We start from the raw sequence: 23,351 nt of genomic DNA, 5'->3' as shown, positions 1-23,351 counted from the left end.
ACCGGCCGACACCTCCGCGAGGAAGCCCCGATGACGCACACCTACACCCCCGGCTCCCTGGTCACCGCTCGTGGCCGGGAGTGGGTCGTCCTTCCCGACAGCGAGCCCGACCTGCTCGTGCTGCGTCCCCTGGGCGGCTCCGACGACGACATCTCCGCCGTCTTCCCCGCGTTCGAGCAGTTACGGGACGCGCAGTTCGCGCCTCCGTCCCCGGCCGACCTCGGCGACCAGCGGGCGGCTGGGCTGCTGCGCTCCGCCCTGCGGATCGGCTTCCGCTCCGGCGCCGGACCGTTCCGCTCCCTCGCCGGCATCGCCGTGGAGCCCCGTGCCTACCAGCTCGTGCCCCTCCTGATGGCCCTGCGGCAGCAGACCGTACGGATGCTGATCTCCGACGACGTCGGTATCGGCAAGACTGTCGAGGCGGGCCTGATAGCGAAGGAACTCCTTGCCCAGGGCGAGGCCAGGGGCCTGGCCGTGCTCTGTTCGCCGGCTCTGGCCGAGCAGTGGCAGGAGGAGCTGCGGACCAAGTTCGCCATCGACGCGGAACTTGTCCTCGCCTCCACGGTCTCCCGCCTGGAACGCGGTCTGGACCTCGGCCAGTCCCTGTTCGACCGATACCCGCACGTCGTCGTCTCCACGGACTACATCAAGTCCACCCGGCACCGCGACGACTTTGTACGGCACTGCCCCGACCTCGTCATCGTCGACGAGGCCCATACCTGCGTCGCCGCCGACGACACCGTCTCCCCCCAGAACCAGCTCCGCTACGAGCTGCTGCGGCGCGTCGCGCAGGACACCGACCGCCACCTGCTCCTGGTGACCGCGACCCCGCACAGCGGCAAGGAGTCCGGTTTCCGCAACCTGCTGGGCCTGGTGCGTCCGGAGCTGGCCGACGTGGACCTGGAGACGGACCGCGGACGACGGCTCCTCGCTCAGCACTTCGTGCAGCGCAAGCGGGGCGACGTACGCCAGTACCTCACCAAGGAGAGTGGGCTCGCCGACGACAGCCTGGCCGAGAAGACCGCGTTCCCCTCCGACCGTAAGTCCAAGGACGAGAAGTACAAACTGTCCCCGGCCTACCGGGCACTGCTCGACGACGCCATCGCCTACGCGAGCGAGCGCGTCCAGGCGGCGGGTGAGCAGGGGCGGCGCGAGGCGCGGATCGCCTGGTGGTCCGCGATCGCCCTGCTGCGCTCCCTGGTCTCCTCACCCCGCGCGGCCGCCCAGACTCTCTCGACCCGCTCGGCTGCGGCCGCCGCCGCCAGCGCCGAGGAGGCCGACCGGCTCGCTGCCCCGCTGACCCGCGACTCCGCCGACAGCGACGCCCTGGAGGGCCTGGACGCGGCTCCCGGCGCGGAGACCGAGGGGGCCGGCGCCCGGCTGGCCGACCTCGCCGAGCGGGCCGCCGCCCTGGAAGGCCCGGAGAGCGACCTCAAGCTCGCCGCCCTCATCCGGCACCTCAAGGCGCTCCTGAAGGACGGCTACCACCCGATCGTCTTCTGCCGGTACATCCCGACCGCCGAGTACGTCTCCGAGCACCTGGAGAAGAAGCTCGGCTCCAGGACGGTCGTCAAGGCCGTCACCGGCACCCTCTCCCCGCAGCAGCGTCTCACCCGCATCGAGGAGCTCGCGACACTCGCGGGAGACGACCCCGCCGCCCGCCGCGTCCTCGTCGCCACCGACTGCCTCTCCGAAGGCGTCAACCTCCAGCACCACTTCGATGCCGTCGTCCACTACGACCTCGCGTGGAACCCCACCCGTCACGACCAGCGCGAAGGCCGGGTCGACCGGTACGGGCAGAAGCGCGACGAGGTCCGCGTCATCACCCTGTACGGCATCGACAACGGCATCGACGGCAAGGTCCTCGAAGTCCTCATCGCCAAGCACCGCCAGATCCGCAAGGACCTCGGGATCTCGGTCTCCGTCCCCGACGAGGCGTCCTCCGGCGTGACCGACGCCATCGTCGAATGGCTCCTCATGCGCGGCCACCAGCCCCAGCAGGAGGGGCTGTTCGACGTCGAGGCGCTGGAGACCGTGGACGCGAGGGCCGCCGCGCTGGAGAGCGAGTGGAACTCCGCGGCGGAACGGGAGACGACCTCCCGCTCCCGCTTCGCCCAGCGCGCCATCCACCCTGAGGAGGTCGCCCGCGAGGTTGCCGCCATCCGCGACACCCTGGGCCGTTCGGACGAGGTGAGCGGCTTCGTCCGCCACGCACTGACTGCCCTCGAAGCACACGTCGTCGAAGCTGGCGACGGATCGGGCGACTTCACGGCCGAGGTCGGCGGAGTCCCCGCCGGACTGCGCGACGCCCTCGCCCCCGTCGCGGGCGCCGAGGTGGTCGAGTCCGGGAGGCCCATCCCGTTCCGCACCACGGCGGCCGTGGCCCGGGGCGAAGCCGCCCTCGTCCGGACCGACCCCGTCGTCGGAGCGGTCGCGGCCCACGTCCTCGACGCGGCCCTCGACACCGAGGCCGTCGGCCGTCGGCCGGCCCGGCGCTGTGGGGTGGTCTCCACGGAGGCCGTGACCGTCCCCACGACTCTGCTCCTGGTCCGCTACCGCTTCCACCTCACCCTGCCCTCCCGGCAGGGCAACCGCAGGATCGTCGCCGAGGACGCCCGCCTCCTCGCCTACCAGGGCTCGGCGAAGAACCCGGTCTGGCTCCCCGAGGGACAGGCCCTGGACCTGCTGACCGCCGAGGCCGCCGAGAACACGGACGACTACTTCCAGGAACGGACGATACGCCGCACTCTCGGACAACTGGGCGCGATACAGGACCACATGACGGCCTACGGCGACGAACTCGCCGCCCAGCTGCACGAGTCCCACCGGCGGGTCAGGCGCGCGTCCGACGAAATAGTGCAGGGCCTCAAGGTGACCGCCCAGCAGCCCGCCGACATCCTCGGCGTCTACGTCTACCTGCCCCCGATCACCGCAGACGGAGAGACCGCCTGATGTCCGCCACCACCCGCAACCAGGTCTTCTCCGCCGTCCACACCGTCGGCGGCCTGCTCCCCGCCGACATGCTCGTCCGCATCTCGGAGAGCAAAGAGGGCAAGGACGTCCCGGGTTCCGGACCCGCCGACTACCACGTGATCGGCCCCCGGCGGTCCGTCCGCGACGAGGCCGAGCGCCACTGGGACTACCTCAAGGCCGTCTGGCGCGAACTCCGCGAGAAACTGCCCGTCAGCGCCGAGGCCGACCTGCCCGCCGACCCGACCGGCCTCGCCGTCGACCAGTGGCTGGAACCCCTCTTCAACGAGCTGGGCTTCGGCCGGCTCACCACGGTCACGGCCGGCGAGTACCGCGCCGACAGCGACCCGGAGCGCGTCTTCCCCATCAGCCACCGCTGGCACCACGTGCCCGTCCACATGGCCGCCTGGAACGCCCTGCTCGACAAACGGCCCGGCGGCGTGGGCACCGTACCCCCGCACTCCCTCCTCCAGGAGTGCCTGAACCGGCGGGAAGCCCACCTGTGGGGCATCCTCACCAACGGCCGGCAGCTGCGCCTGCTGCGCGACTCCAACGCCCTTGCCACCGCCTCGTACGTCGAGTTCGACCTCGAAGCCATCTTCGACGGTGAGCTGTTCAGCGAGTTCGTCCTGCTCTACCGGCTGCTGCACGTCTCCCGCTTCGAGACCGGCGAAGTGGCGGTACCGTCCGCGTGCTGGCTGGAGCAGTGGCGTACGGAGGCGATCGCCTCGGGCACCCGGGCGCTCGACCATCACCGCGACGGCGTCCAGCGGGCCATCACCACCCTCGGCACGGGCTTCCTGCGCCACCCGGCCAACACGGGCCTGCGCGAGAACCTGGACGTAGACCTCTTACACAAGGCGCTGCTGCGCCTCGCCTACCGGATGATCTTCCTCTTCGTCGCCGAGGACCGCGATGCCCTCCACCACCCCGACGCGAGCGACGACGCCCGCAAGCGATACGCCAGGTACTTCGGCTCCTCCCGCCTGCGCCGCCACGCCCTGCGCCGCCAGGGCACCGCGCACGCCGACCAGTACGCCGCGCTGCGGATCGTCCTGGACGCGCTGGGCCGTGAGGACGGCCGGCCCGAGCTGGGCCTGCCTGGCCTCGGCGGCCTCTTCGACGACGGCCCGGCCGACACCCCGCTGCGGAACTGCTCCCTGTCGAACGCCTCTCTGCTGGAGGCGGTGCGCCACCTCTCCCGCGTGCGCGACGAGAAGACCGCGCGCTGGCGGCCGGTGGACTACCGCAACATGGGCTCCGAGGAACTCGGCTCGATCTACGAGTCCCTGCTGGAGCTGGTCCCCAAGCACAGCGCCACCGAGCGCTCCTTCGAACTGGTCAACCGGCTCGGCAACGACCGCAAGAAGACCGGCTCCTACTACACCCCCGCCTCACTCATCGAGACGCTGCTCGACTCCACCCTCGACCCGGTGATTGACGACGCCCAGAAGCGCGGCGAGCAGGCCGCCACGGCGGCGGGCGAGCCGGATCCGTCGGAGGAGATCATCCGCGAGCTGCTCTCGCTGACGGTCTGCGACCCTGCCTGCGGATCCGGCCACTTCCTCGTCGCGGCGGCCCGCCGCATCGCCAAGCGGGTGGCGGCCGTACGCGAGAGCAACCCGGAGCCGACCCCCGTCTCGGTACGCGGCGCCCTGCACGAGGTCGTCGCCCGCTGCGTGTACGGCGTCGACCTCAACCCGATGGCGGTCGAGCTGGCCAAGGTCTCCCTGTGGCTAGAGGCCTTGGAGCCGGGAAAGGCGTTGGGCTTCCTGGACGCGCACATCAAGCACGGGAACGGCCTGGTGGGCACGACCCCCACGCTGATGCTCGACGGCATACCCAACAAGGCGTTCAAGGCGGTCGAGGGCGACGACGAAAAGTACGCCAAGTTCCTGGAGAAGCAGAACGACCAGGAGCGCAAGGGCCAGAGCGGCCTCTTCGAGGTGGTCGTGGAGACGAAGGTCTCCAACACCGCCTTCGCCTCGGGCCTGCGCCGGATCATCGAAGCCCCGTCCGGCAACCTGCGGCAGGTACACGCCCAGCAGGCGGCGTACGAGAAGTGGCGGGACGAGAAGGAGTACGTCCACGCCCGGCACATCGCCGACGCCTGGTGCGCCGCGTTCATGTGGCGCAAGACCAAGGATGCCCCGGCCCCCGTCACCCACGAGGTGTTCCAGACCCTGCGGGACCCGGAGGGCCGGTCGGCTTCGAAGGCGACCCACGACGAGATCGACAAACTGCGCGACCTCTACCACTTCTTCCACTGGCACCTGGAGTTCCCGGAGGTCTTCACGGTCCCGGAGAGGGCCGACACGGGCGCGGCCGTGGACCCGGCCACGGGGTGGTCGGGGGGGTTCTCCTGCGTGGTGGGGAACCCGCCGTGGGACAAGGTCGACTTCGAGGACAAGAAGTACTTCAGCGTGGTCGAGCCGACGATCGCGGCGATCGCGGGGACGGCGCGACGTACGAGGATCGCCGAGTGGGAGGCCGAGAACGAGGAGGCTGGGAACCCGGAGGCGGGAAGGCGCTACCGGACTGCGCGGCGGACGGTGAAGTCCACGTTTCTGTTCGCGGGGGGCTCGGGGGTGTTCCCGCTGTGTGCGAAGGGGCTGACGGTCAAGGGGGTCAACTCCCTCCAGACCGACCAGTTGTTCGCGGAGCGATTCGCCACGATCGCCGCCCCCAGGAGCCGTTTCGGTTGCATCCTGCCGACGGCGATCGCGACCGGAGCGGGAGCGCAGTACCTGTTCAGCGACTTCACCCGGCGAGGGGCGGTGGCGGCGCTGTATGACTTCGAGAACCGTAAGCCGCTGTTCGTGGGGGTGCACGCCAGCTACAAGTTCTGTCTGCTTTCCCTGGCCGGTAGTGACCTTCGGGAGCCCGCGGCCCGTTTCGCGTTCTTCCTGGAGAACCCGGCGGACTTGGATGGCGCGGAGCGGGTGTTCGCGCTCAGTCCCGAGGAGATCGCCCTCATCAACCCCAATACGGGGACGCTGCCGATCTTCCGGACGAGGCGGGACGCGGATCTGACGGCGGCGATCTACGGGCGTGTTCCGGTGCTGTGGAACGAGACGGAGAAGGCTGGGAATCCGTGGGGGATCGTCTTCAAGCGACTGTTCGACATGACCGACGACTCCGATCTTTTTCGTACACGGAAGGAGCTGGAGGGTGAGGGCTGGGAGCTGCGCGGCAATGTGTTCACGGGGGACGGGAAGCGGATGCTGCCCTTGTATGAGGGCAAGATGGCTCATCACTTCGACCACCGCTGGAACAGCTACCACGGCACGGGCAACGAGGACCGCAGGCGTCTTGGCCTCGCAGAGAAGCAGGACGCGTCGGCTGCGGCTATGCCTCGGTACTGGATCGCGGACGAAGGACTCATTCCGACTGTCCGGAACGGTAAAGAAGTTGAGGTTCCTGGAGTCGACCTACGACTGAAGGAACTCGGCTGGGAGCGGGAGTGGCTCTGCGGTTGGCGGGATGTCTGCCGCACGACGGATGAGCGCACGGCGATCCCGGCCTTGCTGCCGCGTGCGGCCGTTGGGCACACGTACCCGCTGATGATGTCGAACGCTTCCGCCGAACTCGTGGCTGCTCTCAACGCTGCGCAGAGTTCTCTGGTCTTCGACTTCGTGAGTCGCCAAAAGATCGGCGGTATCCATATGGCACTCATGACATGGAAGCAGCTTCCGGTTCCCCCTCCGAATGAGATGGAACCCCATACGGCCTTCCTTGCCGCCCGCATCCTGGAGCTCGCCTGCACGACTGAGGACATGGTCTCGCTAGCCCGCGAACTCGGTGATGCTGAAGGTCCCTTCCGCTGGGACGAGAACCGCCGCAGCCAGATCCGCGCCGAGTTGGACGCCTATTTCTTCCACCTCTACGGAATCAACCGCGACGACGCAGACTACATCCTGGAGTCCTTCCAGTCGGAGTCCGGCGGCCTGAAGAACAACGAGATCGCCAAGTACGGCCACTACCGCACCAAGGATCTCGTGCTCGCCGAATACGACCGCATGGCCGCAGCCGGCGCAAGCCTCACCACGCCCCTCGTGGACGGCGAGAACTACACCTCCACGCTCACCCCGCCGCCCGGCCACGGCCCGCGCCACCCCGCCGCCGCTTGACGAGTGTGGTCCGGGCGGGCAGGTTCCACGACTTCCTGCCCGCCCGGACCACTACAGCAAGTGATCCGCTTTACCGGCCTTGATGTCCCGGATGAGCGTGCGCAGGGCTTCCTGTGCGTCCGTGAGGTAGGTCTGCTCCTACCCGGCGACAGCCATGTATGCGTCGGTGCCGACGCGGAAGCAGTTGGAACTCTCCGCGCAGAAGGGTTCTTCCCACATAATGTCGGGCACGGCGTTGCCTCCTGTGCGTGCACCCGGGCCACGCTCGTACACGTCCCGCGCTTTCCTTCGGGGCCGGAAGCTATTCCTGGGCGAGCGGTCTGACATCGCGGAGCCGTTCCGCCGCCGTCCTCGACGTCGTGGTACCCGCACGTGCCTCCGGGTGCCAGTCGGTCGAATGCAGCGGTCGGCGGGTCAGCTGTTGTCCCGCTGCCGTTCGTCCGCGCACGCGAGCCACAGCGCATAGGAGTGCCGCAGCTCGGTGAGGGCTTCCTCGTTCAGTGCTGGGTCGGAGACTGAGACGTTGGCCAGGAGCATGACGATCTCCGTCATGTGTTCGGTGACGACGGCTGAGCGGCGGGCGTGCGCGGCGGCGCGCTGGGCGGCGATCCTCTCCCGGGCGGCCATCATGTCGGTCAATGTGCCGTAGCCGGGCTGTTCGGCGTCGTACAGGGAGGGCACCCGAGGCAGCCCGGCCGCTGTGAGTGTGGGTACGGGATCGCGGTCGTCCGTCGGCGTCCGCGCGCCCTCTATCCCAGCGTCCTCCATACCCAAGATGCGCAGAACGACCTGCCGTTCAGCCTCGGAAACGGCCACCTTGGCCGCCAGAGTGTCGAGTTCGTCGAGGAGGCCGGGCACGGCATCGGAGTCCTCCTCGGCGAGGTGGTCTTCGAGTTCCCGCGCAAGGGCGTGAGCACGCTCGGAGGCCGCGTCGAGCAGCGAGTTGCATGCGTCGATCTCGGCGAAGGCGCGTTGGGCTGTTTGTAAGGCCATGTCGAGGACGTCGCCAGGCTCGCCCGTCAGCATGCGGATGTGGTGGAGCAGGGCGCGTACGTGTGTACGCGCCGTCTCCAGCGGATCGTGCTCCAGCTCTGTCCGCACCCCCTGCCGTCCATCGTCCGTGAGGTCTTCCATCCCGATCGGTCGAGTGGGCTGCACTTTTTGGGCTCCTTTGTCGTAGTTCGGTTCAGGTGGGTCGCGCTTTCGCTCCGGGGGAGCGGGCTGCCGGCGTGACCACGCCAGGGCCTATCGTACACGTTTTCGAGGTGAGGTGAATCCTTAAGTCTGTTGACATCGCCAACATGCGCCCTGCAAGATCTAGAGGTGAACGGCGCGACGGTCCCGTCGCGCTCTCCGCCCGATCGTGCAAGGAGCACCGCCATGACCCACGACACCCCTCTGCGTCAACTGCTCGACGACCGCCTCACCGTGTCCCTCACCGCGTCCGAGCTGACCCCGGAGGCGGCCGACCTGCTGCGCGGGATGCTTCCCGAGCCGCTCCCGGAGACGACCGGACGCGCCGGCCCCGTGTACCTGCGTTCCATCACGGCGGCGGGCTGGCGGGGAGTCGGCCCCGAGACCACGCTCGACCTTCCGCCCGGCCCGGGGCTGATCGTCGTTGCGGGTCGCAACGGCACCGGCAAGTCGAGCTTCGCCGAAGCCGCAGAGATGGCGCTGACGGGCCTCAACGCTCGCTGGGACGGGAGCAACGGCAAGGCTCGTACGGCGGTGTGGAAGGAAGGCTGGCGCAACCTGCACGGCTCCGCGGTCCCGACCGTCGCCGTGCGGCTCACCCTGGACGAAACCGGCGACCCGGTCACCGTGCGCCGTACGTGGTACGGGGCGAAGGTGGACGAGGCGCGCACGACGGTGGAGCGGGCTGACGGCACGGAGCAGAAGCTGGACGAGAGCATCGACGCCTCGATGCTCTCCCTCTACCGCCCGTTCCTCCCGTACAGCGAACTGGGCTCGATGGTGGACGGGACGCTCAGCGACCTGCACAACAAGATCGCCAGGTTCATCGGGCTCGGCCAGCTCGGCGAGATTGACGACAGGCTCGCGGCCCGCATCAAGGCGTGCAAGGACACCGAGAGCCGGCCTCGTGACCTGAGGACCGCGGCGATCGAGGCCCTGGCCGGACTCGACGACCAGCGTGCCACCGAGGCGGCACGGGCGCTCGGCGGACGTACCGCCGACGTGGGCGCCGTACGTGCCCTGCTCGATCGGGACGCGGTCACCGACGGGGGCGTGGACGTGCGTCTCCAGGCGCTCGCCACCCTGTCCGGCCCCGACGAGCAGGAGGTCGCCGGCGCGCTGGCGCGGCTGCGGGAGGCGGTTGCCGCGGCCGAGGACGCACGGCACTCCGACGCCGAGGACGCGCGGCGGCTCGTCGGGTTGCTGGAGAGCGCCCTGGAACACCGTCACCGCTCCCAGAGCGCCGACTGTCCCGTGTGCGGCACCGCGGATCGGCTGGACCGGGCCTGGGCGGAAGGCGCGAGAGCGGAGATCGAGCGGCTTCAGGCGGAGGCGGCCGGGGCGGAAGCGGCACGCCGGATGCTCGGCGCGGCGCGCCGCGCCGTCCACGACCTCGTGCAGCCGGTCCCCGACCTGCTGCGGGCAGAGGAGTCGGAACTCGCGGACCTCTGGCGTGAATGGGCCCTGTGCCGGAGCCTGACCGACCCCGCCGAGCTGGCGAACAGTGTCGAACGCGTCGCCCCCACGCTGGGCGCGGCGTGCCGGCAGGTCAGCGAGGAGGCCGCTCGCAGGCTCACCGACCGCAACACCGCCTGGCGGCCCGCGGCCGTTCGGCTCGCCGAGTGGCTCGACGCGGAGGAGAAGTCCACAGAGGCCAAGGAGCGGCGCAGGGAGACCGAGAAGGCCCGCACCTGGATCAGGAAGCAGACGGACGAGCTGAGGGACGAGCGGATGGCGAAGTTCGACAAGCAGTCTCAGGACGTGTGGAAGAAGCTCTGCGAAAGCAGCAGCGTGGCACTCGGCCGCATCGAGCTGAAGGGGACGGCGGCGCGCGGGAGCGTACAGCTCGGCGTCTCCGTCGACGACCAGAAGGCGCCCGCGTACAGCGTGATGAGCCAGGGCGAACTGCACTCGCTCGCCCTGTCGCTGTTCATCCCGCGCGCGACGCACGACGACAGCCCGTTCGGCTTCCTCGTCATCGACGACCCGGTGCAGTCGATGGACACGCAGAAGGTGGAAGGGCTGGCCACCGTCCTCAGCGAGTGCGCCCGCCACCGGCAGGTGGTCGTCTTCACCCACGACACCCGCCTGGAGCAGGCCATCTCCCACCTCGGCATCGAGGCGACGATCCTCTACGTCTCTCGCGAGAGCGACTCGGTCGTCACCGTCGAGAAGAGGAGCGATCCCGTCACGCAGGCGTTCAAAGAGGCCCGTGACGTTTCCTGCGATCCGGGTCTGCCCCAGGAGGTCGCCGACCGGGTGATTCCGGCGATGTGCCGGCACGCCCTCGAAATCTCCTGCACGGAGACCGCGCGCCGTACCCTGCGGGACGACCACGGCCTCGGCCTCACGGAGATCGAGGAGCGTATCGCCCCGCTGGAGCGGACCAAGGAGTACGTGGTCCTCGCCCTGCCCAGGAACGCCTCAGGAGACCCGCGGACGGCTGTCGAGAGCCTGTACGCCGGGGGATGGGCGCTGATCAACGAGCTCAACGCGGGCTCCCACCCGGGGCTGCCGACCGTGGACGACCGCAAGCGGCTCGTGGAGCGTACGAAGGGACTCGCCAAGGCGATTCGGCGTGGCCGGGGAACGGTCGTGTCGCAGGGCGGTGCCCGATGAAGGACGACGCCCGCGAACTCGTCTCCGCCGCCGAGTCCCTCCTGCGGCCCGCGCCGGGCGCGGCGGGGCAGCTCGGTCCCGGCGTGCGGGCCCGTGCCGCCGCCGTGCTGTTGCGCCTCGCTCTCGACCAGCGGCTGGACGACTTCTGGCACGGTATCGCCCCTGCCATGACGCGCAAAGCCAAGCACCGCATGCTGTGCCTGGAGGCGTACGCGGACCGGGGGACCGCCCGGCGCTGGCGCCTCACCTGGTCCGCGCTCAGCGGTGTCTGTCACCACCGGGTGCCCGAACTGCCACCCGTGCCCGCCGAGATCCACGCCCGTCTGCTGGAGGTGAGGACCCTGCTGGACGCACTCGACGGGGCGCCGCCCGCTGCCACCGCCGTCACCCGCGTCCCGGCCCCGGGGCTTCTGGCGGACCGGACCACGGCACCGGCGGCGACTCCCGCGCGGGAACCGCGGGTGGGGCGTCCCGCACCGAAGCCCGGTCCGCCGCCGGGGTGATGAGTAGGGTTGTTGAGAAAAGTGACAGTGTCAGTGCTGTCCGGAACTCGGGGAGCGGCTGTGACCGATGCCGACGAAGTGACCCCCGGCCCCCAGGGGTCACCGCAGTTCCTGCTGCGACTGCCGGGGGCGAGCGGGGTCGATCGGGCACGCGGGGTGCTGCTGGACGAGGTGGGGACCAACGGAAGCCGGAAGTTCCGCATCCTGTCGGGCTCGCCCGCCAGGGACCGTGAGATGCCATCCTTCTCCAAGCACTTCTCCGGCACAGCCGCCGCACGGGAGACGATGAAGAACACGGGTGTGCTGCGCCCGTCCACTCGCTGGCCCGGGTGGCTGGAGCTGGCCCAGGACGTCGACTGCGGGTCCCCGTCCTTTGCCGCGGGTGTGCTGGTCGGGGCGCCGCGTAACGGCTGGGTGGACTGGAAGACGGAAGCGGGGGCGCCGCTCTCGGATTTCATGGAGGGGGTCTGGCCGGGTCCTGCCAGGGCCTGGCTCGTTCGGGGCTCCAACGTGGCCGGGGCCGATCTCGTCCAGAAGCTGTGGCTTCCCGAGGAGCGAGTCTCGCTCGCCGCCCCTCGCCTGCGCCAGGGGATCGACCAGGGAATCAGCAAGGAGCGCCTGCGCACGGTCGTCGAGGAGGACTGGGGCACCACGGCCACGTACAACCAGAAGCTGGAACTCGTTGAGGAACTCCACGCGTTCCTGTCCCGGATGAAGCCCGGCGACACCGTGTGCACACTCTCCGGCGGACGTTTCTACGTCGGTGAGGTCACCGGCCCCGCCGAGCAGACCGTCTCCGACAACGGCAGGTCCAATCTGCGGCGACCCGTCGAGTGGCAGAGCACCGGCCACCCGTACGACGTGCTGCCGGAAGAGATCCAGCAGCGGCTTTCCGTCCAGCACGATGTCGTGGACCTCACCACGGTCCAGCCGCTCATCGAGGGGCTCGGCCTCTCCGACGAGGAGCTGGCCGACGAGGCGGAGGCGACAGAGCGCGACCCCAGCGGCACGATATCCACCCTCACCGCCCGACGTGAGCTCGAACTCCCCGTGCCGGAACAGCAGCTCGCCGACGAACTGCTGGTGCACGACGTGGACTGGCTGCGCGACATCCGTGATCTGCTCTGGGACGAGCGGCAGTTGATCCTCTACGGCCCGCCCGGGACCGGAAAGACGTACATGGCCCTCAAACTGGCCGAATACCTCGGCGGCGGGCCCGAACAGGTGAAGCTCGTGCAGTTTCACCCCTCTTATGCCTATGAGGACTTCTTCGAGGGGTTCCGCCCTCGTGAGAACCCTGAGACAAGGGAAGTGGCCTTCCGCCTCACCGCCGGCCCCCTGCGCGAGCTCGCCGACCTGGCGTCCCGCGAGGGCAACCGGCACATCCCGCACTTCCTGATCATCGACGAGATCAACCGTGCCAACCTCGCCAAGGTCTTCGGCGAGCTGTACTTCCTCCTGGAGTACCGCAACAAGTCGGTACGGCTCACGTACTCCGGCGACGACTTCGCACTCCCGCCGAACCTCTTCGTCATCGGCACGATGAACACCGCCGACCGGTCGATCGCCCTGGTGGACGCGGCGATGCGACGGCGCTTCGCCTTCGTCGAGCTGTCACCGCGAACCGAGCCCACCAGCGGCCTGCTACGGCGCTGGCTCGACCGTGAGGGGCTCGACAGCCGCGCCGCAGATCTTCTGGACGCGCTCAACTCCCGTATCGACGAGGCGGACTTCCGTATCGGCCCCTCCTACATGATGAAGAAGAGGGTGCACCGGGAGGGCGGACTGGAGCGCACCTGGCGGACCAAGATCCTGCCGCTGCTGGAGGAGCATCACTACGGCGAGTCCTTCGACATCGAGAAGCGCTACGGTCTCGACGCCCTGGCCCGTTCCATCGGCGACGGCGAATCGTACGAGCCTTCGCCGTGACGACCGTCGAGTTGACCGAGTACGGCCCGCCCGTCACCGTGCCTCTCCCGGACGAGGTCGGGCGCTCGCTCGCTGCCTCCCGGATTGTCGAGGCCGCCCCCGATCCCTACCGGCCGGGCTGCTGGCGGCTGCGCGCCGGCGGCAAGGTCGGCGCGGTGGCCCTGAGGGCACCGGGGCACAGTCCCGTCACCCTTCGCATCGTCCCCAAGGTGCCGGTGGCGCGGCTGTTCTTCCTCATCGGCTACGCGTCTGACCCCCGCATCCACCGGGACGGGGAGGTGAGCGTCGCCGAGCAGGACAAGCTGCTTCCCACGTTGGCGCAGGGATTCGAGAGATCTCTCGAACGTGCTCTGCGGCAGGGAGTGCTCCAGGGATACCGGCACACGGAAGAGGCGGCGCCGGTCGTCAGAGGCCGTATCAGGGAAGCGGACCAGGTCCGGCGGCATCACGGGCGGGCGTTCCCGGTCGAGGTCGCCTACGACGACTACGGGACCGACATCGCGGAGAACCGGCTCTTGCGCGCTGCCACGGAGCGGCTGCTGACCCTGCCCAGAGTGCCCGACAACGTACGCCGTCGGCTGCGCCACCACCGAGGCCGGTTGCTGGACGCACAGCCGCTGATCCCTGGCAGCCGTGATCTGCCGCAGTGGAGGGCGAGTCGGCTCAACCTCCGCTACCAGCCCGCGCTACGGCTGGCCGAGACGGTGCTGCGAGGCTTGTCCGTCGAGCATATGAGCGGCCAGATCACCATCGACGGATACCTCTTCGACACGCACAAGATCTTCGAGGACTTCGTCTGCACCGCACTGCGCGAGGCGCTGGCGCAATATGGGGGGCGCAGCGCACTTCAGGCGCAGGGCGTGTACTTGGACGAGGCCGAGGCTGTTCGGATGCGTCCGGACCTGGTTTGGTACGGCAACCATGGCATCCCCCGAGCTGTCGCGGACGCCAAATACAAGGCGGAGAAGCCGGAAGGATTTCCGGACGCCGACCTCTATCAGATGCTCGCCTACTGCACGGCGCTCGGACTCTCCGACGGTCATCTCATCTATGCGAGGGGCTACGAGCCGAGCGCGACGCATCGGGTGCGGCACGCGGGAATTCGCATCCACCAGCACGCCTTGGCACTGGAACAGTCGCCCGACGAGCTGCTGGTCGCGATCACGTCCATAGCCTGCGCGATGGTCGAAGGCGCGGTCGCGACGCGGCCTCCCGAGGATTCCGTCAGGCACCGTCCTCGGGAGGCAGAAGCGCCCCGTTGGTGAGGCCGTCACGGGCAAGAGCGCTGACTTGTTCTGCCAGCCGGGTCACTTCGCCGATGTGCTCCTCGAATTCTTTGAGCGCGCGGAAGGCTGCACCGTAACGGCGTTGTTCCTCCATGGCCATCTGCGGGATGCGCGCTCCCTTGAGGTCGAGGCGATAGGAGCCGCTGCCACTGGTCGAACGACGATTGTTGGAAGCGCTGCGCAGGAACCCCCGTAGATACTCGGTGTCCAACTGCTCACTGGTAGAGACTGGTTCGGCATCAGCGAGGTCGACGAGCCCGGCACGGGAGAGGTCGGCCAGACTGATCGTCGCGCTGTCCAGTGTCCCCGGCCCTTCGCCCGCTGTGAGGGCGGGCAGCAATGCGGTCAACCGATCGAGTCGCTCCTCGATGCCTCGTTGCAAGGCGCGGTACTCGGCGGGGAAGTCCTGCTGGGTAGCGTCCACGTACGCGCTAGGCGTGAGGTCGACAGCGTCGTTCAGGAGAGCGATCAGCGGTACGTCGGCGACTTGCTCGGCTGTCGGCTCCATAGGGCCGTCGGGCGCATTGGCGGTGAGGTCCACCATCCGCACTGAAGTCAAGCCGTCAGAGGGTCGGCTCGGGCGGCGCAGCACCCACAGATGCACCGGTTGAGCGTGTGATGCCACCATGCCGGGCGGGAGTGCCACGATCTCGGCAAGGAGGCCGCGCCGGACGATTTCGGCCCGAATGCGCCTGCCTGCCTTGCGGTAGGCCACGGAAGCGGGCATGACGACCATGGCCCGACCGCCGGGAGTGGTATGGGCGTAGCAGTGCTGGAGCCAGGCCAGATCCCCCTCTGCCTTGGAAGGCGTGCCCAGTTCCCAACGGGCATCGAGGAGCAGCTCCTCCCGGCCCCAGTCCGGGCCGGCGGCCGGAGGGTCGCACAGGACAAGGTCGGCGCGCAGATCGGGCCAGCGGTCCTCGCGGAGAGAGTCCCCGATCCCGATGACGGTGTCCTGTCGCCCTGCGAGTTCGGCTCGCGCCTGGGCCAGCTCCCCAGCCGCTGGATCGATCTCCTGACCGCGGCGTATGGGCCCCTCGGTGGGGCCGACGGAGAGGAGGAGCGTGCCGATACCACAGGCCGGATCGAGGATGACGAAGTCGGCGGGCACTGGTCCCACGAAGTGGCTCACGGCCCTGACCAGCCGCAATGACGTGACCTGGTCGGAACCGGTACGTCGCGAGGAGTCCAGGAAACGTTCGACCAGCTGGTCGACGACTTGGGCTGCTGATTCCTTCGCCGTAGACCTCGCAGCCAGATCGGCCAGGTTGTCGTCCAGCCTGGAAACGTCATCGTGCGTGAGGAAGCGGGCAACGCCCGCGATGCCTGCGACCATGTCGTCTCCGAAGGCGCCCCGCAGCGCTTGCCACAGGCGGACGTCGTCCGCAAGGTCGGTGCCTTTCTGCTGCTTGGCCAGCCAGGAACGGACTTCGGTCAGCGAAAAGAGGGGCGTGCTCGCTCCACCGTCGGCAGGTGCTGGGAAGTCGCTGTACCGCCGCCTCCAGTTGGAGACAGCGGCACGTGTCACCCCCGCCAGCCTGGCAATCTCTGCACCAGTGATCAGTGATTCGGAAGCCGGGGGAGTCGATTCCTTCATAGTTCCACCGTACACGCAATCGGGATGGAATCCGATAGTGCATGCGTTGGCGATGTCAACAAACTTATAGATGTCGGGGTGAGTGAGGAGTAGGGCAGGGGGTGGGCCAGGCTAACTTGCCGGCATCAACCTCGATCAGTTACGCCAGCGACCTTCGCACTGCGGCAACCAACGAAGCCGCACGCACATCGTCGACCCCTCCGATGATGTTGTTCATCACGTAACCGAAGGCAATACCGTGCTCTAGGTCAGCGAAGCCGAGTGAGCCGCCTCGCCCCGTGTGGCCGAAGGCGCTCTGGCTGGTCATGGGGTTGGCTTCGGTAGGCAGCATGTACCCGGAGCTGAATCGGCTCGGGATCAGCATCACCTGGTCCTTCCCGCCGGCCTGCTCCTTGGTCGCCGAAGCCAGGGTCTCCAAGGTCAGCAGGCGCACACCGTCCACCTCGCCGATCAGTGCGGCGTACATACGTGCCAGTGCGCGTGCGGTGCCAACGCCATTGGAGGACGGGAGTTCCGCGGCTTGTACCTCGGGCGAGTCGAAGTCGATCGCAGCGGGGTCGGTGACCGCGTACGCCCTGTTGCTGAAGGACTCCGGATCCCGCCAGGCGGCAACCTGTTCGCGGAGTTCCTTGGGAACCGACTCGGCGGGCACGGTGGTGAGGTCCACGGCTGGTCGCTGGTACACCATGCGGCTGACCCGGTCGCGTTCACCCGCCGGCAATCCGATGAAGAAGTCCAGCCCGAGGGGAGCGGCGATCTCTTCGGCGAAGAAGCGGCCCGGCGTTCGGCCGGACACTCGGCGGATCACCTCGCCGACCAGCCAGCCCCACGTTCGACCGTGGTACCCGTGTACAGTGCCGGGCGTCCACTGGGGACGCTGCGCGGCCAGGGCGGCCGCCATCGGGTGCCAGGCCAACGCCTCGTCCAGCGGGACCGGTTGGTCCAGCGCGATCAACCCGGCCTGGTGGGACAGGAGCCAGCGCACCGGGATGTCCGCCTTGCCGTTCGCCGCGAACTCCGGCCAGTACTTCGCCACCGGCGCGTCCAGGTCCAACGCGCCGCGCTGGGCCAGCATGTGCGCGGCTGTCGCCGTCGCCCCCTTTGTGGCCGAGTAGACCAGTTGCAGAGTGTCTCGTGTCCACGGACGACCGGTTTCCGGATCGGCGATGCCACCCCACAGGTCCACCACCGGTCGGCCGTGCCGGTACAGGCATACCGCCGCGCCGACGTCCCCGTGCTGGGAGAAGTTCGCCTCGAACGCCTCACGCACCGGTTCGAATCCAGCCTCGACCTCGCCGTCGATCGTCGTCATGCCGTCCATCCTGGCATTTGGATCGACTGTTCTGGTGGGGCGGGCCGGCGCTCGAAGTACGACACGGTGACTGTCAGGCCGCGATGGAAAGCGCCTGAAGACGCTCGCGGAACTCGCGGACGGCGGAGACGGACTTGCGCGGATCGAGTCGAGCGTTGAACTCCTTCATGCGGTCCAGAGCCCGTACGGAGCTGACACCGCTCTCCAAGAGCCCGGCGCCGTAGTTCGCGGCGTCCAGAGCCCCATCCAGGTCGCCGCCGGCGAGCCGTGCCTCCGCGAGGCGGCTGGACCGTACAGCCTTGTCCCGAGGAGCCGCGGTCTCCACGGAGGTCTCCAGGGAACTCGTCGCGCGCTCCACCTGCCCGGAACGCAACAGGACCTTGCCCTCGGTCGACCTCAACTGTGCCTCGCCGAACCAATTGAGCCAGTCCGGGTTCTCCTCCGCCGAGCCGTGCTCCCAGAGGGACGTGGCTCGGTTGAGCGCCGTTCCGGCGTTCCGGTGGTCGCCGTCGCGTGACAGTGCCTCGGCCTTGTGCAGGTAGAGGAAGGAATGGGTGTACGGCGACAGAGTTCGAGGCGCGTTGTCGATGGCGGTCGAGATGAGGTCGACCCGCTCGGCGGTTCGTCCGGCTTCGGAGACCTGGACTCCCATCTCCGCGAGGATGAAGGCGCCGAAGGCGTCGTCGCCGGAAGTTCGAGCGCTGCGCAGGGCCCCGACGTAGTAGTGCTGTCCGGCGGACCGCAGGCCGGCGTCGTAGGCCATCCAGCCGGTCAGGTGCGACACCCGGGCCGCCAGAGAGTAGAGGCGGACGCGAATCCTGTCCGTGTACCGGCCGCTGCCGAGGAGACCGGTCACCAAGGCGAGGTCGCCGCGTGCCTGCTCCAGGAGCCGGGCGCCTCCGAGCTGGTCGTCGAGAATGCGGAGCGTGCTGATGCGCTGCTCGATCGTCGAGACCATGGTGTCCGTGACCTGGTCGCCGTTGAGTGCCGAGGCGAAGGCGGAGGGCGCGTCCGCCCAGCTCGCCGCGAGACCCGTCAAGGCGGCGCCGGTGATGGTGAGAAAGCCCCGGCGGTCCATGCGGCCACTCCCCACGAGTTCGGACAACGTTTCAACGGTACCGGCCTCGGTCCACGGTGTGGCGAGCCCCGCGATCTCCCAGACCGGGAGCCATCGGGGCCACTCTTCCTCCTGGACCTGCTCGTACGGGACGCGCAGCAAGTCGGCGAGCACGCCTTGGGCGTCCGCGTCGGGCTCCTGCCCCTGCTCCCACTTCCATACGGTTGTCCGGTTGGTCGCCAGCGGGATTCCGAGTGATCTCCCGTGCGCTTGCATGAGGCGGGCGAACTCGGCCTTGCCCCATCCACGCGTGTGGCGGAGAAAGCTCAGCGGGTGGACTGCCAGCGGCTCACCAGGCACGTCATCACTCCCGTCATCCTCTCGCGGCGTAGTGGGGAGGCTACTTCGTGTGTCCGTGTATGGGGAGGGCGTCCCCATGAGGAACCCCCTAGAAACGTTCCGCCTTGCTCGCCCGGGCCGTTGACTGAGTGTCAGCCGTCCAACGAGGAGCGCGCGCAGGGCGTCCGCTTCAGGAACGGTTCCTCAGATCGGCGGCTTCGTCCCCGTGTCCCCGTCGGGGACGAAGCCGCTCTCCAGCTCTTCGGAGGCGTCCGCCATGCCCACGCTCGTCCATCGGTTCGTCCTTGCGGGTACAGAAAGGGAAGTGCCCCTTGCCAGGCACCAGGTCGTCGACAAGGTGCGTACCTGGGGTGTGCCGGTGGACGACGAGACAGCTGACGCCATCCGCCTTGTAGCTTCCGAACTCATCACCAACGCCGTGGTCCATGGGGAGGGGCTCGTCACCGTCGCGCTGTACCACCGCCCCGGCAGTCTGGTGATCGACGTCAGTGACGGCAGTCCTTTGGCTCCACAGATGAGTTGTGCCAACGACGACGATGAGAGTGGGCGCGGTCTCGCGCTGGTCGGTCTTCTCGCTTCGCGGTCTGCCTGGGAGCCCTCCGGTCGAGGCAAGCGCGTATGGGCGGAGATAGAGCTCCCCAAGGCGGCGCCTGCCCTCCGAGCCGCAGTCCTGCGCAGGTTGTTCGCGCGTCGGCCGAAGCGCGGGGCCGTAGCCGAGCCTGAGTCGCTCACCCTGGCGGTCGCGTGATGGGACGGCACGCATTACGGGCGAACCCGCTTCCTGATCCCGATGTGGTCTTCCGGCCCACCCGCCGCGACATCGACCCCGTCACGAGGGAACCCACTGACTACGCGCTATGGGATCGCCACCAATGGCAGGCACGCGGTGAGTGCTGGCTGTGGTGCGGCCGTGACGACGTCGAGGTCACGTGGATCGGGCCCGTCCGGTCGAGCGGTATGCATGCGGCCCTCTACGCCTGCCGTGCGTGTCTGTACGAACTGGACCAGCGCGTTCTGGAGATCAACATGCGCGAGGGCACAGGCGTCCTGCCGATTCACCGCTGACCTGATCCCGGCGCCGGACCGCGGCTCATCGCGCGCCCAATGACCGCCGCCCCACGGCAACGCACTTCTCCCACGGCCCTGGGGCGGCCATCGACCTCCCGTCGGAGCCCTGGCGGGAGAACCGAAGAGGAAGGAGCACGAGGTGGCAGAGAACACGACACCGCCTCCGGCCCGGAAGGGCCTCCTGGTGGCGGTGCAGGAACTGACCGCCGTCCACGACCGGTACGACAGCCTCCGGTCGGACAACCAAGGTAGTTCCGGCGACGCACCGTGGCCTGGAGGCGACGGCAACCTGCACGACAGCGAGTAGGCACCAAGCGGTGAGGGCCGGCGCGGCCGGCCGCGCCGGCCCTCACCGTGTCCGAACAGTGGCCGAACCCATGGAGGACGCAACGATGGAACATCAGTTGATCAGCGCCATCGAGACAGCACTCGGATGGAGCGGAGCCGAGGAGCTGGGCAAGAACTTCGTACGCGGGAGCATGGACGACCCCGCACTCGTCTCCCGCATCATGACCCCGAACCGCCTGCTCGACATCGCGATGCGCAGGAGCCTGAACCGCCCGCAGTTCCGGTGCTTCCAGAAGGGCGAGGAGGTTCATCCGGCCATCTACTACACCGACAGCGTCAGTCCCCGGGGCCAGAGCATCTCCATGGTCAACATGCGCAGCCTGGGCAGGATCCTGGGAGAAGGCGCGACGGTGATCATGGACCAGGCCAACGTCTTCGATCCGACGATGGAGGTCGCCTGCCGGGCCCTGCAGTGGTGGTCCCGTGAGAGAGTCCAGGTCAACGCGTACCTGACCACGAACGACGCCTCCGGCTTTCCCCTGCACTGGGACGACCACGATGTCGTCATCGTCCAGCTCGCGGGTGAGAAGGAGTGGGAGGTCCGCGCGACCTCCCGCGCGGTCCCGATGTACCGGGACGCCGACCCCAACAGCACCCCGAGCGACGAGATCATCTGGTCCGGTCCGATGCGGACCGGTGACGTCATGCACATCCCCCGGGGCCACTGGCACCAGGCGACACGGACCGGCAGCGGGTCCGGAAAGAGCCTTCACGTCACGTTCGGCATCACCAAGCGCACGGGGGCGAGCTGGTTCGCGTGGCTGGGCGACTGGTGCCGCGAGCACGAGATCTTCCGCCACGACCTCGACCGCTGGCAGGGAACAGGTGACGAAGCCCTGACCCGAGCCGCCGCTCAGCTGGTCCGTGAACGTTCTTCGGCCGACTTCCTGGCCGCGTACGAGCAGGAGACGACGCTGCCTCGACACGTGCCGTTCCTCGACGTGCTCGGGCCACTCGACGCCGTGGTGTGCACCACCCACTTCCCTCCTCGGATCCAGGAACACGGAGAGACCGTCGACGTCGTGACCTCGGGGAAGAAGGTCACCCTCGCGGCGAAGGCCCTACCCGCCCTGCGTCTGCTCCTGAGCGGTGGGCCGGTCAAGGTGGAGCGGGCCGCAGCCGTCGTCGGGGCCGAAGTGACGGAGGTCGCCGAGATCCTGGTGAAGGAGGAGTTGTGCGCGGTACTGACCCCCGAGTTGTCCTCGGGTTACACCGGTCTCGTCACGAACGCCGTCTTCTGACCGGGGCGCTCGACCTCGGTGTCACGGCGCTCGACACCAGCACCAGCTACCTCGGCTTCCGTTCGCATCAGGTACTGGCGCGGACAGCCGGCGACCTGCTGCCGAAGTTCACGGTCTCCACGAAGGTCGGCTATTTCTCGGCGCGGGACGGGGTGGAGCATTCCCTGGATCCCGCACGGCTATGTGAGGCTGTCGAACAAGCGGCTGGCGACCTGGGACGGGAGCCGGAGCTGGTGTTCCTGCACAACCCGGAACACTCGCTCCGCGAGGCCACCGCTCGCGGCCAGGAGGTGCTGGCAAAGGCGTGTGCTGCCCTCGACGATGCCACGGCCAAGGGCCAGTGCGCCGCCTGGGGCATCGCGTCCTGGGACCCGTCACCACTGGTGAGCTTGATCGACCCGACCGTACCGAGGCCGTCAGTCCTCATGATTCGTGCCGGCCTGCTGGTCGGAGCCAGAACGCTCGACGCCGCGGATGCCCTCACGAAGGCATGGGACCTGGGCGACGGCGAGGTGCGGGGGATGAGCCCCTTCGGGGGCAGCACCAGTGCCCCGGTGTGGGCCAGGATCGACCCACGCGTCTTTCTCCGGGACGGCGACCGGCTCTCCCGCACGCAAGCGGCCTTCAGAGCCGCTTATCACCTCCCGCGGGTCGACTCCGTAGCTGTGGGCACCGATGAACCCGCCCATCTGGGCGAACTCGTCGGCGCCCTGGTCGGCGAAGTCGAGGAGCGAAGCATCGAGGAGTACCGGAATCTCCTTCGGGATCGCTCGCACGGTCAGCCTGCCTGAAGCTCCTTGATGACCTGCTCGGCCATGCGCTGTGCGGGCTTCAGCCGAGGGTCCTCCGGGTGCGCGTACGGCCCGAGGATCTTCGAGCAGGCGAACAACGTCATCAACTTGCCGTCCCGGCTCTCGAAGTCGGACCGGCGTTCGTGCCGTACACGATCGGCCAGAGCTGGGACAGCAAGGGAACTCGCCCACAGAGAGGCGGAGTCCAGCCCCAGGGGCGCGTTGCCCCAGTCCTCCCAGTCGAAGAGACTGAACGCCGGAGCGGTCATGTTGGCCCAGTTCAGATCCGCGTGCGCGGGCACCCACCGTTCGACGGCCGTATCGAAATCGCCGGAGAAGACACCGCGGATGGACTCGGTGACGACGGCCTGGATGATGGTGTCGGTGTCCGGTGTGGCGACCCGCCTCGTGCGCCGGGCCGCCAGCGCGTCCAACGAGTTGTTCAACGCCGCCCACCAGTCGTCCGGCAGCTCCGGGGCTTCACTCAAGATGGCGCTTCCGACGGGAGCGCCGGGCAGGAGCTCGGTTTCGTCGGCGCGCCACATCACCGGCCCGTCCGCGGCCCGCCAGACCACACATCCGTGCCATTCGGGCTGGGTGACGCCTTCCAGACGCGCGGCGCTTTCAGTGCCGTTCCACCCCTGGTCGGGGATCTTGTCGAGCAGGCGCCGTTCGATCCGTACCCAGGTGTCGCGGTCGGTTCTGGCCCCCACGGATCGGCGCTTGCGCACCATCGTGTCCGGGAGCAGCCCCACTTGCAGAGACCGCTCGACGCGATCAAGGACCTCGTCGACCGGCTGTACGCGTAGGTCGACAACCTCACCAGGGGAGACCGAGAGCGCCATGGACGCGACCGTAGCAGTAGTGCGGTGGGAGGGATCCGGAGTCGAGGCACGGTGAGAGCCGCAGGCCACTTCCAGATGATGGATACGGGTGCTCCTCACAG

Annotated in this window: 16 protein-coding genes and 1 pseudogene; 11 read left to right on the top strand and 6 right to left on the bottom strand. The window is 68.6% G+C overall.

Annotated features, from left to right (window positions below; translation table 11 throughout):
- Positions 1 to 30: 30 nt before the first annotated feature.
- Together ACFYW7_RS15455 and ACFYW7_RS15450 are read left to right on the top strand one after the other, a co-directional pair.
- Complete coding sequence (locus tag ACFYW7_RS15455; RefSeq protein WP_389502173.1) at positions 31 to 2,952, top strand: helicase-related protein; 2,922 nt, start codon at positions 31 to 33, stop codon at positions 2,950 to 2,952.
- Positions 2,952 to 7,100: an Eco57I restriction-modification methylase domain-containing protein gene (locus tag ACFYW7_RS15450; protein WP_389502171.1), complete on the top strand. Its 4,149-nt coding sequence runs from the start codon at positions 2,952 to 2,954 to the stop codon at positions 7,098 to 7,100. The genes ACFYW7_RS15455 and ACFYW7_RS15450 overlap by 1 nt, the downstream gene beginning before the upstream one ends.
- A 51-nt stretch (positions 7,101 to 7,151) precedes the next feature.
- Here ACFYW7_RS15450 and ACFYW7_RS15445 read toward each other — a convergent pair.
- Positions 7,152 to 7,331, bottom strand: a pseudogene (locus ACFYW7_RS15445) (hypothetical protein).
- Between the two features lie 183 nt (positions 7,332 to 7,514).
- Positions 7,515 to 8,258, bottom strand: coding sequence for a hypothetical protein (locus ACFYW7_RS15440; RefSeq protein ID WP_389502169.1), 744 nt, complete (start codon positions 8,256 to 8,258; stop codon positions 7,515 to 7,517).
- A gap of 222 nt (positions 8,259 to 8,480) precedes the next feature.
- Here ACFYW7_RS15440 and ACFYW7_RS15435 point away from each other — a divergent pair, with 222 nt between their 5' ends.
- Genes ACFYW7_RS15435 through ACFYW7_RS15420 form a run of 4 tightly spaced genes read left to right on the top strand, consistent with a single transcriptional unit; the run spans position 8,481 to position 14,610 of the window.
- The gene (locus ACFYW7_RS15435) at positions 8,481 to 10,913 is read left to right on the top strand and encodes an AAA family ATPase (RefSeq protein ID WP_389502167.1); all 2,433 of its coding nucleotides are present in this window, start codon (positions 8,481 to 8,483) and stop codon (positions 10,911 to 10,913) included.
- On the top strand, positions 10,910 to 11,416 hold the full coding sequence (locus ACFYW7_RS15430) for a hypothetical protein (protein WP_389502164.1): 507 nt from the start codon (positions 10,910 to 10,912) through the stop codon (positions 11,414 to 11,416). The genes ACFYW7_RS15435 and ACFYW7_RS15430 overlap by 4 nt, the downstream gene beginning before the upstream one ends.
- Before the next feature lie 60 nt (positions 11,417 to 11,476).
- Positions 11,477 to 13,345, top strand: a complete 1,869-nt coding sequence (locus tag ACFYW7_RS15425) for a DUF4357 domain-containing protein (RefSeq protein WP_389502161.1) — start codon at positions 11,477 to 11,479, stop codon at positions 13,343 to 13,345.
- Positions 13,342 to 14,610 carry an McrC family protein gene (locus tag ACFYW7_RS15420; protein WP_389502158.1) on the top strand — a complete coding sequence of 423 codons (1,269 nt, stop codon included), beginning with the start codon at positions 13,342 to 13,344 and terminating at the stop codon, positions 14,608 to 14,610. Before ACFYW7_RS15425 ends, ACFYW7_RS15420 begins: the two co-directional genes overlap by 4 nt.
- On the opposite strand, the gene ACFYW7_RS15415 is transcribed toward ACFYW7_RS15420, so the two are convergent.
- The 3 genes from ACFYW7_RS15415 to ACFYW7_RS15405 form a co-directional block, all read right to left on the bottom strand.
- Positions 14,570 to 16,228, bottom strand: a complete 1,659-nt coding sequence (locus ACFYW7_RS15415) for an N-6 DNA methylase (protein ID WP_389502155.1) — start codon at positions 16,226 to 16,228, stop codon at positions 14,570 to 14,572. The two genes, ACFYW7_RS15420 and ACFYW7_RS15415, sit on opposite strands and share 41 nt — an antisense overlap.
- Positions 16,229 to 16,367: 139 nt before the next feature.
- Complete coding sequence (locus ACFYW7_RS15410) at positions 16,368 to 17,540, bottom strand: serine hydrolase domain-containing protein (protein ID WP_389502152.1); 1,173 nt, start codon at positions 17,538 to 17,540, stop codon at positions 16,368 to 16,370.
- Positions 17,541 to 17,613: 73 nt separating this feature from the next.
- The gene (locus ACFYW7_RS15405; RefSeq protein WP_389502150.1) at positions 17,614 to 18,957 is read right to left on the bottom strand and encodes a tetratricopeptide repeat protein; all 1,344 of its coding nucleotides are present in this window, start codon (positions 18,955 to 18,957) and stop codon (positions 17,614 to 17,616) included.
- Positions 18,958 to 19,213: 256 nt separating this feature from the next.
- Between ACFYW7_RS15405 and ACFYW7_RS15400 the strand changes: the two genes are divergently transcribed.
- The 5 genes from ACFYW7_RS15400 (at position 19,214) to ACFYW7_RS15380 (ending at position 22,405) form a co-directional block, all read left to right on the top strand.
- Positions 19,214 to 19,705, top strand: a complete 492-nt coding sequence (locus tag ACFYW7_RS15400) for an ATP-binding protein (protein ID WP_389502148.1) — start codon at positions 19,214 to 19,216, stop codon at positions 19,703 to 19,705.
- Positions 19,705 to 20,022, top strand: coding sequence for a hypothetical protein (locus ACFYW7_RS15395; RefSeq protein WP_356752342.1), 318 nt, complete (start codon positions 19,705 to 19,707; stop codon positions 20,020 to 20,022). Before ACFYW7_RS15400 ends, ACFYW7_RS15395 begins: the two co-directional genes overlap by 1 nt.
- Before the next feature lie 142 nt (positions 20,023 to 20,164).
- A complete protein-coding gene (locus tag ACFYW7_RS15390) occupies positions 20,165 to 20,332 on the top strand; it encodes a hypothetical protein (RefSeq protein ID WP_356752333.1) in 168 nt (55 codons plus the stop codon).
- Positions 20,333 to 20,417: 85 nt separating this feature from the next.
- Positions 20,418 to 21,614: a JmjC domain-containing protein gene (locus ACFYW7_RS15385; protein ID WP_389502146.1), complete on the top strand. Its 1,197-nt coding sequence runs from the start codon at positions 20,418 to 20,420 to the stop codon at positions 21,612 to 21,614.
- Positions 21,548 to 22,405 (top strand): aldo/keto reductase, encoded by an 858-nt coding sequence (locus ACFYW7_RS15380; RefSeq protein WP_389502144.1) that lies wholly within the window; start codon positions 21,548 to 21,550, stop codon positions 22,403 to 22,405. The genes ACFYW7_RS15385 and ACFYW7_RS15380 overlap by 67 nt, the downstream gene beginning before the upstream one ends.
- Here the strand turns inward: ACFYW7_RS15380 and ACFYW7_RS15375 are convergent.
- Positions 22,393 to 23,250 (bottom strand): hypothetical protein, encoded by an 858-nt coding sequence (locus ACFYW7_RS15375; RefSeq protein WP_389502142.1) that lies wholly within the window; start codon positions 23,248 to 23,250, stop codon positions 22,393 to 22,395. The two genes, ACFYW7_RS15380 and ACFYW7_RS15375, sit on opposite strands and share 13 nt — an antisense overlap.
- Positions 23,251 to 23,351: the final 101 nt, after the last annotated feature.

Origin of the sequence: Streptomyces sp. NPDC002580, assembly GCF_042889485.1 — a bacterium.
GTDB lineage: Bacteria > Actinomycetota > Actinomycetes > Streptomycetales > Streptomycetaceae > Streptomyces.
Note: the sequence above shows the minus strand (reverse complement) of the source record. Positions and strands in the feature narration are given on the sequence as shown.

Excerpts from the sequence above, each read along its gene's own strand:
- ACFYW7_RS15455 (WP_389502173.1), top strand. The coding sequence starts at position 31 with ATGACGCACACCTACACCCCCGGCTCCCTGGTCACCGCTCGTGGCCGG.
- ACFYW7_RS15450 (WP_389502171.1), top strand. The coding sequence starts at position 2,952 with ATGTCCGCCACCACCCGCAACCAGGTCTTCTCCGCCGTCCACACCGTC.
- ACFYW7_RS15435 (WP_389502167.1), top strand. The coding sequence starts at position 8,481 with ATGACCCACGACACCCCTCTGCGTCAACTGCTCGACGACCGCCTCACC.
- ACFYW7_RS15430 (WP_389502164.1), top strand. The coding sequence starts at position 10,910 with ATGAAGGACGACGCCCGCGAACTCGTCTCCGCCGCCGAGTCCCTCCTG.
- ACFYW7_RS15415 (WP_389502155.1), bottom strand. The coding sequence starts at position 16,228 with ATGAAGGAATCGACTCCCCCGGCTTCCGAATCACTGATCACTGGTGCA.
- ACFYW7_RS15410 (WP_389502152.1), bottom strand. The coding sequence starts at position 17,540 with ATGACGACGATCGACGGCGAGGTCGAGGCTGGATTCGAACCGGTGCGT.
- ACFYW7_RS15400 (WP_389502148.1), top strand. The coding sequence starts at position 19,214 with ATGCCCACGCTCGTCCATCGGTTCGTCCTTGCGGGTACAGAAAGGGAA.
- ACFYW7_RS15395 (WP_356752342.1), top strand. The coding sequence starts at position 19,705 with ATGGGACGGCACGCATTACGGGCGAACCCGCTTCCTGATCCCGATGTG.
- ACFYW7_RS15385 (WP_389502146.1), top strand. The coding sequence starts at position 20,418 with ATGGAACATCAGTTGATCAGCGCCATCGAGACAGCACTCGGATGGAGC.
- ACFYW7_RS15375 (WP_389502142.1), bottom strand. The coding sequence starts at position 23,250 with ATGGCGCTCTCGGTCTCCCCTGGTGAGGTTGTCGACCTACGCGTACAG.